13 protein-coding genes are annotated in these 12,053 nt (G+C 66.2%); 6 read left to right on the top strand and 7 right to left on the bottom strand.

Going from position 1 to position 12,053, the window contains the following annotated elements:
• The first annotated feature begins 56 nt into the window (after positions 1-56).
• The 3 genes from ACQP1G_RS33495 (at position 57) to ACQP1G_RS33485 (ending at position 2,195) form a co-directional block, all read left to right on the top strand.
• On the top strand, positions 57-635 hold the full coding sequence (locus ACQP1G_RS33495; protein ID WP_433193683.1) for a TetR/AcrR family transcriptional regulator: 579 nt from the start codon (positions 57-59) through the stop codon (positions 633-635).
• A gap of 336 nt (positions 636-971) precedes the next feature.
• Positions 972-1,733 carry a 3-oxoacyl-ACP reductase FabG gene (gene fabG / locus ACQP1G_RS33490; protein ID WP_433193681.1) on the top strand — a complete coding sequence of 254 codons (762 nt, stop codon included), beginning with the start codon at positions 972-974 and terminating at the stop codon, positions 1,731-1,733.
• Positions 1,734-1,742: 9 nt separating this feature from the next.
• Positions 1,743-2,195, top strand: coding sequence for a MaoC family dehydratase (locus tag ACQP1G_RS33485; RefSeq protein ID WP_433193680.1), 453 nt, complete (start codon positions 1,743-1,745; stop codon positions 2,193-2,195).
• Between the two features lie 61 nt (positions 2,196-2,256).
• On the opposite strand, the gene ACQP1G_RS33480 is transcribed toward ACQP1G_RS33485, so the two are convergent.
• The 6 genes from ACQP1G_RS33480 to ACQP1G_RS33455 form a co-directional block, all read right to left on the bottom strand.
• Positions 2,257-3,312, bottom strand: a complete 1,056-nt coding sequence (locus ACQP1G_RS33480) for a phosphotransferase family protein (RefSeq protein ID WP_433193678.1) — start codon at positions 3,310-3,312, stop codon at positions 2,257-2,259.
• A 15-nt stretch (positions 3,313-3,327) separates the two neighbouring features.
• Positions 3,328-4,557, bottom strand: coding sequence for an acyl-CoA dehydrogenase family protein (locus ACQP1G_RS33475; RefSeq protein WP_433193677.1), 1,230 nt, complete (start codon positions 4,555-4,557; stop codon positions 3,328-3,330).
• Between the two features lie 58 nt (positions 4,558-4,615).
• Positions 4,616-5,236, bottom strand: coding sequence for an HAD family hydrolase (locus ACQP1G_RS33470; RefSeq protein WP_433193675.1), 621 nt, complete (start codon positions 5,234-5,236; stop codon positions 4,616-4,618).
• 156 nt (positions 5,237-5,392) lie between these two features.
• Positions 5,393-6,202 (bottom strand): SDR family oxidoreductase, encoded by an 810-nt coding sequence (locus tag ACQP1G_RS33465; RefSeq protein ID WP_433193674.1) that lies wholly within the window; start codon positions 6,200-6,202, stop codon positions 5,393-5,395.
• Positions 6,202-6,324 (bottom strand): hypothetical protein, encoded by a 123-nt coding sequence (locus ACQP1G_RS33460; RefSeq protein ID WP_433193673.1) that lies wholly within the window; start codon positions 6,322-6,324, stop codon positions 6,202-6,204. Before ACQP1G_RS33460 ends, ACQP1G_RS33465 begins: the two co-directional genes overlap by 1 nt.
• 204 nt (positions 6,325-6,528) lie before the next feature.
• Complete coding sequence (locus ACQP1G_RS33455; RefSeq protein WP_433193672.1) at positions 6,529-7,014, bottom strand: MarR family winged helix-turn-helix transcriptional regulator; 486 nt, start codon at positions 7,012-7,014, stop codon at positions 6,529-6,531.
• Positions 7,015-7,224: 210 nt separating this feature from the next.
• On the opposite strand from ACQP1G_RS33455, the gene ACQP1G_RS33450 reads away from it, so the two are divergent.
• Positions 7,225-9,420 carry a hypothetical protein gene (locus ACQP1G_RS33450; RefSeq protein ID WP_433193671.1) on the top strand — a complete coding sequence of 732 codons (2,196 nt, stop codon included), beginning with the start codon at positions 7,225-7,227 and terminating at the stop codon, positions 9,418-9,420.
• 4 nt (positions 9,421-9,424) lie between these two features.
• Here the strand turns inward: ACQP1G_RS33450 and ACQP1G_RS33445 are convergent, their stop codons facing one another.
• Positions 9,425-10,036, bottom strand: coding sequence for a TetR/AcrR family transcriptional regulator (locus tag ACQP1G_RS33445; protein WP_433193670.1), 612 nt, complete (start codon positions 10,034-10,036; stop codon positions 9,425-9,427).
• A gap of 97 nt (positions 10,037-10,133) precedes the next feature.
• On the opposite strand from ACQP1G_RS33445, the gene ACQP1G_RS33440 reads away from it, so the two are divergent.
• Both ACQP1G_RS33440 and ACQP1G_RS33435 read left to right on the top strand, forming a co-directional pair.
• Entirely contained in the window at positions 10,134-11,015 is an 882-nt protein-coding gene (locus tag ACQP1G_RS33440) for a metal-dependent hydrolase (protein WP_433193669.1), read from the top strand.
• Entirely contained in the window at positions 11,012-12,043 is a 1,032-nt protein-coding gene (locus ACQP1G_RS33435) for a PDR/VanB family oxidoreductase (RefSeq protein ID WP_433193667.1), read from the top strand. Before ACQP1G_RS33440 ends, ACQP1G_RS33435 begins: the two co-directional genes overlap by 4 nt.
• Positions 12,044-12,053 lie beyond the last annotated feature (10 nt).

The raw sequence follows: 12,053 nt of genomic DNA, 5'->3' as shown, positions 1-12,053 counted from the left end.
CCCAGGAAGTAACCGAGGACCAGTCCGGTCGGGAGCCTCCGCGTAGCAAGCGCGGCATGCGTACCCGGTCCGCGCTGGTGGCCGCGGCGCGTGAGGTGTTCGAGCGCGACGGCTTCCTCGATGCCAGGATCAGTGACATCTCCAAGGCCGCTGGGGTCGCGTCCGGATCGTTCTATACCTACTTCGACAGCAAGGAAGAGATCTTCGCCGCGGTCGTCGAGCAGGTGCGGGAGGAGATGCTGCACCCGCACGTTCGGGAGCGGGTCGGCATCGACGACCCGCGCGAACTGATCGCCGCCGCCAATCGCGAGTATCTGCAGTCGTATCGGCGCAATGCGCGGCTGATGGCCGTGCTCGAACAGGTGTCGAAGATCGACGAGAATTTCCGGGTGCTGCGATTCGAGCGCGCCATGGCCTTCGTCGAGCGCAACGCCGAGATGATACGGAATCTGCAGGAGCGTGGCCTGGTCGATGCCGAGTTGGATCCCGGGATCACGTCGCAGGCATTGTCGAGCATGGTGAGCCGCATGGCTTACTTCGTCTTCGTCGAGGGGCAGAAGATCTCCTTCGAAAAGCTGGTGAAGACGCTCGATCAATTGTGGTTCAACGCTCTTCAGCTGAAGGAAGCTCCCTGAGCGGGAGTTGCCGGATCATTCCTGTGACCCGTATCACGTGATGTGGAGCACCTACTGAACTTGACGTCAGATTCAAATTCGATGACCCTGGGGCACGCACGTCAGCATCAGGAAGGGCTTAGGAAATGGGTCGTTTCGACAGAGAGCCGGCGATCGTCGCCGGAGTCGGCCGCGGCATCGGACCGGCCATCGCGCAACGGCCGAGACTTTCGGTTCGGTCGACTTCCCGGTCGACAACGCCGGTATCAATCCGGTGTACGGGCCGATCGGCCGCGTAGTTTTCGAACCATAAACGGTGAATTCGACAAGGGAGAACCGTGACAAGGGAGAACCGCAATGAGCAGTGAGACAACCCGAACTGCCATCGTGACCGGCGCCGCCCGTGGCATCGGCGCGGCCACCGCACGGCGGCTGGCGGCCGACGGATTCGCCGTCGCCGTCCTGGATCTCGATGAGCAGGCGGGCAAAACCGTCGTCGCCGAGATCGAATCCGGCGGCGGCCGGGCGCTCGCGGTGGGCGCGAATGTCGCCGACGAACAGGCCGTGGCCGCGGCGGTGGAGCGGGTCGCCGCCGAACTGGGCGCGCCGACCGTCTTGGTGAACAACGCGGGCATCATCCGCGACAACATGCTGTACAAGATGACCGTGGACGACTGGGACACGGTCATGAACGTGCACCTGCGCGGGTCCTTCCTGATGAGCCGCGCGGTACAGAAGTACATGACGGAGGCGCGCTGGGGCCGCATCGTCAATCTCTCCAGCACCTCCGCGCTCGGCAACCGTGGCCAGGCCAACTACTCCGCTGCCAAGGCCGGATTGCAGGGATTCACCAAGACGCTCGCGATCGAACTGGGCAAATTCGGGGTGACGGTGAACGCCATCGCGCCGGGTTTCATCGAGACCGAGATGACCGCCGCCACCGCCGAGCGTATGGGTGTCTCCTTCGAGGAGTTCAGCAAGACTCTGGTGGCGCGGATTCCGGTGGGACGTGTCGGCAAGCCCGACGACATCGCGCATACGGTGTCGTTCTTCGTCAGCGAGGGCGCGTCGTACGTCACCGGCCAGGTGCTCTACGTCGCCGGCGCACCGACGGACTGAGGAGCGAACATGAAGGTATTCAATGGAATCGGCGAGCTCGAACAAGCCGTCGGCACCCATCTCGGCTACAGCGAGTGGCACACCGTGACACAGGAGCAGATCGACCTGTTCGCCGAGGCGACCGGTGACCATCAGTGGATCCATGTCGATCCGGAGCGGGCCGCGCAGGGACCGTTCGGCACCACCATCGCCCACGGCTACCTCACCCTGTCGCTATTGCCGCTGCTGGTCTCGCAGGTGTATCGCGTCGACGGGCTGAAGATGGGAATCAACTACGGCTGCAACAAGGTTCGCTTCCCATCGCCGGTACCGTCCGGCAGTCGGGTGCGCGCGAGTGTGGAGCTGGCGGAGATCAAACCGACCGGCGCGGGGTTCCAGGTGATGGCCCGGGTGACCATCGAACGCGACGGCGGCGATAAGCCCGCCTGCGTCGCCGAGGCATTGTCGGTGCTAGTGCCCTGAACCAACATACGAAACGGCCCGTCACCCGGCGATATCACCAGGGGGACGGGCCGTTTCGGGTTCAGATACCGGTCGTGGTGGCGATCCGGTCCGCGGTGTCGATGAGTCCGTCGATCAGGTCCATGGTCGGAGTGCCGGCGGAGGCGCGGTTGCGGGGGTCGTCGAGGGCGCGGCGCAGCACACCCTCGGCGATGATCGCGAGCTTCCACAGGCCGAGGGCATGCCAGAAGCCGAGTGCGCGCCGATCGCGTCCGGTAATGGCGAGATATTCCTCGATCAGTTCGGCGCGTGACGGAAACCCTGGGAGCGTGCACATTTCCGTGCCGGGGATGCCCGCTTCGCCGGGCATGGGCCAGTAGGCGAGCAGGCTGCCGACATCGGCCAGTGGATCGCCGAGAGTGCACAGCTCCCAGTCGAGTACGGCGGCGATCTCACCCGTACCCGGCGCGGTGATCACATTGCGCAGGTTGTAATCGCCGTGCACGAGCGTGAGTTCACGCTGTTGCGGAACGGAGTTCCGGAGTCGCTCCGTCAGGCGGTCCACCAACGGCAGCTCCCGCGTTTTCGACTTCTCCCACTGGGCGGACCACCGTTTGAGCTGGCGTTCGGCATACGGTTTGTGGCTGGCCAGGTCGGTCAGTCCGGTGGCTGCCAGGTCGACGGCATGGATGCGGGCCAGCGTTCGCACCAGCGACAGCCCGGCGGTGTGGCGCAGGTCGGTGGTGAGTGGTTCAGCGGTCGCTACCCCGTCGATGACCAGTCCGTCGACGAATTCCATGAGTACGAGCGCGGTGTCGCCCTCGTGCCGGACATCGTGGACGAGCGGCACCGGGACATCGGTGGGGTATAGGGCCGACAGGACGCGGGCCTCCCGCGCCACATCGTGCGCGGACGCCAACAGGTGGCCCAGCGGGGGACGGCGCAATACCCAACGCCGCCCTTCGGCGTCGGTGATCAGGAAGGTCAGATTGGACTGGCCGATTCCGACCCGCTCGGCCCGCACCGGTGCGGTGCAGACCGAACCGAGTGCGGATACCCAGTCCACGAACGCTGCCGCATCGATATCGAAGCCGCTCGCATCCGCGGTGGGCCGAATGAGCCCGTTGCTTGTCTGCATTCGTTCCTGTCCGTCCTACGCCCCGGCCTGCGCGGTGGCCCTGAACTTACCGAGTTCGGCCTGCGCGATGGTCCGTTTGTGTACTTCGTCCGGTCCGTCGGCGAGACGCAGGGTGCGCAGGTGCGCGTACATGCTGGCGAGCGGGAAATCGTCGGTGACACCGGCGCCGCCGTGCACCTGGATCGCCCGGTCCACGATCCGCAGCGCCATGGTCGGTGCGGCGATCTTGATCGCGGCGATCTCGGTCCGGGCCGCCTTATTGCCCACGGTATCCATCATCCAGGCGGCTTTGAGGGTCAGCAGTCGAGCCTGTTCGATGTCGATGCGGGCCTCGGCGATCCAGTCCTGGATATTGGCGCGCTCACTCAGCTTCTGCCCGAACGTGATTCGTGTTTCGGCGCGGGCGACCATCAGCTCCAGCGCGCGTTCGGCCATACCGATGGCGCGCATGCAGTGGTGGATGCGGCCCGGACCGAGCCGGGCCTGGCTGATGGCGAAACCCTCGCCCTCGCCCTTCAGCACATCGGTGACGGGGACCCGCACATCGGTGAAGTCGATCTCGGCGTGGCCCTCGCGGTCGGCGTAGCCGAAGACCGGCAGATTGCGCATGACCGTGACGCCGGGCGCGTCGATGGGAACGACCATCATCGATTGCTGCCGGTGCTTGGGCGCGTCCGGATCGGTCTTGCCCATCACGATGAGCACCTTGCAGTTCCTGTGCAAAGCGTTGGAGGCGAACCACTTGCGACCGTTGAGCACATAGTGCTCGCCGTCGCGTTCCATACGCAGCTGGATATTGGTGGCGTCAGAGCTGGCCACGGCAGGCTCGGTCATGGCGAACGCCGAGCGGATGGTGCCCGCGAGCAGCGGCTCCAGGTAGCGCTCCCGGTGCTCCTGGGTGCCGAAGAGGGTGAGCACCTCCATATTGCCGGTATCGGGGGCGGAGCAATTGCACGCCTCCGGTGCCAGATGCGCGCTGCGGCCCATGATCTCGGCCAGCGGGGCGTACTCCAGGTTGGTCAGGCCGGGACCCCATTCGGGATGCGGATGGAAGAGGTTCCACAGGCCGCGGGCACGGGCCTCGGTCTTGAGCTCCTCGACAATCTGCGGATGGTGGTGCGGATCGCCGGCCGCGGCCATCTGCTTCTCGTAGACCGGCTCGGCCGGGTAGACGCATTCGTCCATGAAGGCGAGCAGGTCGCGCTGATATTGCTGGGCGCGGTCGGACGGGGTGAACAGATCCATCGAGGCTCCGATCGTCGGTGCGGGCTGTCGAAAGCGACTGCGCCGCAAGGTGGGTGGGTCAGCTGAGGTTTCGCAGGGCGGGCCACAGGCGGGCGGCGGTCGATTCGGCGTCGCGGTGCACAATGCCGCCGAGTCCGAGCAGTTCGGCCGCGGTGATGTTCTGCTCGAGGTCGTCGACCATGATGGTCTGCTCGGGTGCGACGCCGAGTCGTTCACAGCCGATGAGATAAGCCCGGCGGGACGGTTTGCGGACTCCGATGTCCGCGGAAATGGTCACCGCGTCGAACATGGTCGGCAGGTCGAAGCCGGCGTAGCAGTCCTCGCCCAGCGAATTCGACAGCAGCCCAACGCGATAGCCCGCCGCGCGCACATCCGCGACCAGCCGGATCATCTCCGGGTCCGGATGCAGCCGGGACTGGATGCGATCGACCAGACCCGCGGCATCGATATCGGCGCCGTGCGCGCGCAGCCGCCGCGCGAACCCTTCCTCGAACGCACGCTGACCGATGCGACCCTCCTCGTGATCCACCAGCAGCGCACTGCTTTCCGGATCGCGGGTGAGTAGCCGCAGTGGCAGCCGCGGGTCGCCCAGTTCCGTTCCGAACTCGGCGAAGGCGGCGAGCACGGCCGTGGTGAGCACCCCGCCGAAATCGAACAGCACCGCGATGCGCTCGCTCACGACTTCACCTCGCTGACGCTCGGTTCCGTCGTGCGCGAAGGCGCACTGTGCTGATGGTTCACTCGCTGACGCTCGCTCACGACTGCACCTCGCTGACGCTCGGTTCCGTCGTGCGCGAAGGCGCACTGTGCTGATGGTTCACTCGCTGACGCTCGCTCACGAGAGCGACCTCCGGTAGCGCTGCATACCCGCGATCCACCGTTCGTGGTCGGAAACCTTGCGGCGCAGGAATTCTCGGACATCCGCATGCGGCAGTACGAGGAACCGTTCGGCCTCGACCGCCTCGATCACCTGATCGGCCACATCGAGGGGAGCCAGCACGGCTCCGGCTCCGGTGACGGCCCGGGTGGCGAGGTCGCCGACGGATTCGCCGTCGGCTCCGAGCCCGGTGAGCATGGCGGTGTCGACCCCCATCGGGCACAGGCAGCTGACCCGCACACCGCGGTCGCCGTAGGTCACCGCCAGCCATTCGGCGAACCCGACCGCGCCGTGCTTGGAGACCGTGTAGGTGGCCGAACCGATCTGAGTGAGCAGTCCCGCTGCCGACGCGGTGCTCATGAAGTAACCGCTGCCGCGTTCCAGCCAGCCGGGGACCAGCAACCGCGCTGCGCGTACATGGGCCATGACGTTCACCTCGAGTGCCTGTTCCCACTGTGCGTCGGTGGCGTCGAGGTCGGGGCCGCCGCCCACACCCGCGTTGGCGAAGAACATGTCCACGGGGCCGAATTCGCTGGTGGCCGTGTCGATGAGCCCGCGGAGATCGGATTCGGACGCCGCGTCACCGGCCTGCCCGGACACCGCGCCCGGAAACTCGTCGGCCAACCGGCGCGTGGTCGCCGCGAGCCGTTCGGCGTCGCGGTCGGTGATCAGGACCCGGGCCCCGTGCTCGAGCAGACGTTGCGCGATGGCCGCGCCGATGCCGCCAGCGGCTCCGGTGACGATCGCGACCGCATTCTTCACATGCATCAGTTCTCCTCGGCATTCTGCACACTGCCGGGACCGGGGACATCTGTCGTCACGATCCGGAAATCGGCTGATGCGGGTTCCCCAGTGGGGCGGGTAGCCAGGTGCACCTCTCGGCTCTTCACGACCAGAAACCTCCATGTTCATGCGCGATGACCGGGTGTCCGTCAGGAGCGCCGACCTCGGGTCGGGAGCGGACCGAGCCCCCGGACGGCTCCGACACTAATTGAAACTGACGTCGGATTCAATTGTTGGCTCGCGAACTCGTGGGCGGCCATCGAGATAGTCGGTGGGGTCCGTGAACTTGTGTTACCACGCCACGGGCCGACCTACAGCTGATACCCCTCGATTTCGGCGCCGGAATGGTCGCCGCCAGCGGTGCTGAAGGCGGCGAGGGCGCGGATCAGGCCGGAGCGGTCGGCGGCGGGCATGCGCTCCACGACGGCGGCGATCTCACGGCGGCGGCGGGCGGTGACGGCTTCGACGACTTCGCGGCCGCGGTCGGTCAGTTCGACGATCAGTTCCCTGCGCGAATGCGGGTTGGTCTGGCGGTCGAGCAGTCCGGCGGTGACGAGGCGGTCGACCATGCGGGTGGCGGTGGACGGCTGCACGTTCAGCAGCCCTGCCAGCGTCGCGACCTTCGACGGTCCGCGGGTCGACAGGATCACCAGCGTGCGGAATTGCGGGATGGTGATCGTTTCGTCGACGTGGGCGATCGACCGCGCCGACATGGCAACGAGTAGCCGCGATGCGGTCAGCAGGGCGTCGGTGATCTCGTCGACGGATTCCTCGGCGACCGCATCCCTCCGTGTCATGACTTCCTCCGTCGCTGCCTGTGCCAATATCCCTCCATCCTGCCGTCTCCCCGCGACGGTCGCGCATTCGCATCGCCGGTGCGGGATACCGGAATCCGCCATAATTCATGTAGATGACAACTGTTGCAGACTGCTTGAATCCGGTAGTGTCCCGGAACCGTGGCGTCGGGTGCGGTGGTCGAATCCAACAGAGATGTGTTCAGGTGGGGGATGGTCACCGCGCTCGGCGTGGTCGCGGGGTACGCGTCGGTGCTGCTGGCCAACTCTCGCCACTTCTATACCGATGACACCGAATCCCAGTACGGACCGATGTGGGTGATGCTCGGGCGGCATCTGCGCGAGGGCCGTTTCCCGGCGCTGGTGCCGTGGGAGTGGATGTCGGGCAACTATTCGCTGGAAGAAGCCGGGCTGTACAACCCGCCGCAGCTCGTGGTCGATCTGATCGCCCCCTCGGTGGATAACCTCGCGCTGTACGTGACGGTGGTCAAGCTGATCTTCTCGATCATCGCCGCGCTGGGGGTGTTCCGGATCTGCCTCGCCTACGGCGCCCGCGGCTCGTGGGCGGCGCTGGCCGGGGTCGCGTTCCCACTGTCGGGCTGGTTTCTGTTCTTCGACGAGGCCAGCTGGGCGACATCGCTGACCGGCACCGCGTGGATGCTGCACGCGTGGGCGTCGGCGCTGCGCTATGTGCGCGGGCGGAACGGGCCGATCGCCACCTTCGTCTTCCTGTACCTGGCGATTTCGGTCCAATATGTCTTTCCCGCAGTCGAATCCGCGTTGATGATCGGCACGGTCGCCATCGGGGAGATCGTCTATCAGCGCAGCTGGCGGCCGTCGCTGCGACTGCTCGCCGTCGCCGCCTGTGCCGGGCTGGCGGGTCTGGAGACCTATCTGCCCGGCATCCTGTCCTCGCCGGTGACCTGGCGCGGCAACGAACGCATCCTCAATGATCCGTTCCTCGACGTGCCGTGGTCGGAGTCGTTGAATGCGAGTCTGCCGAGTACCGTTCCGGCATTCACCGGCTGGTGGGGCTACATCCAGCCGCTGCCGATGGTCTATATCGCCTGGTTCCTGATTCCCTTGCTGGCCTTCATCGATTGGCGACGGGTCCGGGAATCGGCACGGGAGTTCAGCGGCCCGGCACTGTTCGCGACGGCGGTGCTGATGTGGACGGCCGGGCCGGGGCGGATCGGGCCGCTGCGCTGGCCCGCCCGCGTACTGCCGATGCTCGCGGTGGCGCTGCTGGTGCTGGTGTGCGTGCTGCTCAGCCGCTACGGCGCGTTCGCCGACCGGCGGCGTCGCGGCGTCGCGGCCGCGGTGTTGATCGGACTGCTATTCGTTCGAACATTCTCCGCGGCACCGCATTTGGTCATCCGGCATCTGGTCGCCGTCGCGGTCGTCGCCGCCCTCGTGGTGGCGTTCGTGTGGTTGGCGCGGACCCGGGGTGCCGCGGTGGCGTGTGTGCTGGCGATCGTTGCGATGTTCCCGATCGCCTATGACCAGGTGCGCGCGCAGTCGCCGACGCCGATGTCCTACCACTTCCCGCAGCGGCGCTCGGAGATGACGGCGGCGTTCCCGCATTTCGACGGTGTCACACTGCAATTGGCCGATCGCGCGTTGGTACCGCCGTCGGATCAGAGCGGCACCGGAGCTTGGGGCTCGCTGGTCTTCGGCAATTATGCCAAGAATATGCGCCTGAACTACGTCAACGCCTATACGCCGATCGGCTATGCGACATTCAGTGCGATGTTGTGCATGGGCTGGGACGGCAGCACCTGCCCCGACGCCTACCGCCGTGTGTTCTCCCTCGAATCCGCCACGGGCCGAACCATTGTCGATCTGATGAAGGTCGATCGCGTGGTGTTGCAACGGGCTCAGTATCCGGACGCGCGCGACCGGCCGGCGCCACCGGGCTGGCGCTGGGTCGACCATCCCGGCCATGACCGCTACATCTGGGTCCTCGAACGGGTGGACGGCCCGATCTCGACTCGCAACGGGCTGATCGCCGATACGAAAGATGTCGCGGCTACCTCGGTTTCGAAGGACAGCGTGACCAGCCGCCTCCAGGTGAGCTCGGCGGGTGGCGGCCGGGTGGTGCTGGCGCGCCTGGCCTGGCCCGGCTACCGAGCCACCCTCGACGGCCGCGACGTTCCGATTTCCGCAGTCGCGAAAACCTTTCTCGCCGTCGATATTCCGGCCGGAACCCAGGACGGTGAACTGGTCGTCACCTGGCGGCCGCCCGGGTGGAAGATCGGTATCGCCACAGCCTTGGCGGGACTGCTCGGACTCGGTGCACTGCACTGGCTCTGGATACGGTCACGGCGCCGCGCCGCGGTGACCTCTGATGATCGAGCCCAGGAGGTGCCCGATTCGGAGCCGGAGCGCATGGAGCCCGCGCTCGTCTGATCGGTCAGCGGGTGACGATCGGAACGATGTATTCGCGGGCGAATGCGTCCAGCGCGTGCTCGGATTCGAGGTCGATGGTGCTCACCGGTTGCAGGATCAGCGAGTGCACCACTCGGCAGGCGATCTCGATGCGCGCACCGATATCCGGGATATCGGGTAAGTCAAGCTCTTGCAACGTATTCCGCAGGATCGTCGTACTGGCCACGACCGACATCGTGAAGAACGAGCTGCCCTCGGTCGTGAGCTGGGGCAGGAGGCGGTCGGGCTCGAGGGTGAGCATCCGGTCGATCAGCGGGTGCGTGCGCCACCGGGTGATGACGGTGACGAAGATCGTGGCGACGACGGCGTCGATGGTGTCGTGCCGGGACGGGATGTCCTCGAGGTCGGCCAGTAGTCGCTGTACCTCCCGTGCGGTGACAGCCCGCACGAGGTCATCTCGGGAGCCGATTCGCCGATAGACCGTCACGCGGTCGACCTCGGCTTGTCGAGCGACGTCCTCGATCGTCGTCTTCTTCACGCCCACCCGCTCGAATTGGACAAGGGCGGCGTCGAGGATGCGCCCTTCGATGGTGTCGGTTCGGGCCAGGTCTTTCGAGGTGGGAGTGGCGGCGGGCACCGTTCAACGCTAGCAGCTACCGGGTCATTTGCAACAATCTCAACCGATTTGTGGCTGCAACATTGCAATACAATTTGTTGTCTTGTACGGTCGACGCATGGCAGATTCCGGTGCAACGACGCGCTCGTACCAGGAAGAAGGGCACGCGATCCACGCGCGTGACGTTCATTTCGACTTCTCCTCGGTCCCGATGCACTACATCCCCGGCGAGGTGCTGGCGACCCATGTCACCAACGTGATGCATCTGGTCCTGCCCGAAGGGGAGCGGGCGATGGCGTCCTGCCTGGCCGAGGCGCTGCCGTTGATCGAGGACGAGCGTTTGCGCGAAGAGGTGGCCGGGTTCATCGGTCAGGAGTCGATGCACGCCAGCAGTCACGAAGGTGCGCGGACGCATCTGCAGTCCATTGGTCTCGATGTCGAGTCCTATGTGGCGAAGGTCGGGTGGCTGGTCGATCGGGTGCTCGGCGATCACGGCCTGACCGGCAGGGCCAAACAGGAGTGGCTCAAAGAACGCCTCGGATTATTCGCGGGGATGGAGCATTTCACCGCGGTGATCGGGGAGTGGCTGCTCGAATCGCAGGTCCTCGAAGACCTCGGGATGCATCCCACCATGCTCGATCTGGTGCGCTGGCACGGCGCCGAGGAAGTCGAGCACCGCAGTGTGGTCTTCGACGCCTACCTGCATGTCGACGGCGGATACGCACGCCGGGTGCGCACCGGACTGCTCGCGAGCGGACTCCTGTTGCCGCTGTTCGTGGTTTCGACCGCCTACCTGTACCGCAAGGATCCGAGCCCCGCCAAGGGCAGGTCATGGGCCCGGCAGTTCGTGAGCGCGACCGCCCGGGGCGTGATTCCGAATTTCGTCACGTTCGTCACCGAGATGCCGCGCTACCTGCGTCCGAGTTTCCATCCGTCGCAGCTGGGTCCGATGGACAACGCGCTGCGCTACCTGGCCCATTCACCGGCGGCGCGAGCATGACCGCACAGGCCGACGCCGCCACGATCAGCCTGCGGATGTTCGGCGCCGTCATGGACATCTACAAAAAGGTATTCACCGCGCCCGGAATCTCCCGCCCGAATCCGGTGCGGTGCAATGGCTTCGAGCTGGATGCGGTGGTCGAGTCGGTGTGCGCCGAGGCGCTGGACGTGGTGAGCCTGACGCTGACCCGACTCGGCGGCGAACAGTTGCCGTCGTGGCGGCCCGGCTCGCATCTGGATGTGGTCCTGCCGTCGGGGCGGCAACGGCAATACTCGCTGTGCGGTGACCCACGCGATCGGCGGCGCTACCGCATCGCGGTGCGCCGTATCGCCGACGGCGATGGCGGGTCGGTGGAGATGCACGGCTTGCGCCCGGGCGATGCGGTGCGAATTCGCGGCCCGCGCAACGCATTCACCTTTGTCGAGAACGCACCGGCCTATCTGTTCGTGGCCGCAGGCATCGGGATCACACCGATCCTGCCGATGGTGCACGCGGCCGGTCCGCGTGGGCGGCTGGTGTATCTGGGCCGCTCCCGGGCGAGTATGCCGTTCCTCGACGAATTGCCCGGCGACGCCGACATCCGGCCGGACGATGAAACGGGCGCATCCGATATCGCCGCCATCCTGGCCGAGGCGACTCCCGGCGCGGCGGTGTACGTCTGCGGTCCGCCGCCGGTGCTCGAGGCGGCGCAGCGCAGCATGTTCACGCTGAATCCGACGGGTTCGCTACACACCGAACGCTTTTCGGCGCGACCGGTCCTCGACGGCCGCGAGTTCGATATCACGTTGGCGCGCTCCGGTGTGAGTGTGCGGGTCGGCAGCCAGGAGTCCGCATTGGCGGCGATCCGCCGCGTGCGGCCCGATGCCGTGTACTCGTGCCGACAGGGGTTCTGCGGCACCTGCAAGACAAGTGTGCTCTCGGGTGCCGTCGACCATCGTGACCGCCTGCTCACCCCCGGCGAACGCGACGACCACATGCTGGTCTGCGTCTCTCGCTCCGTCGGCGGACCATTGATTCTCGATCTCTGACAGCGAAAGG

It is taken from the genome of Nocardia sp. CA-107356 (assembly GCF_050946365.1).
GTDB lineage: Bacteria > Actinomycetota > Actinomycetes > Mycobacteriales > Mycobacteriaceae > Nocardia.
The sequence above is the reverse complement of the archived record's forward strand: the minus strand, read 5'-3'. Positions and strand labels throughout refer to the sequence as shown.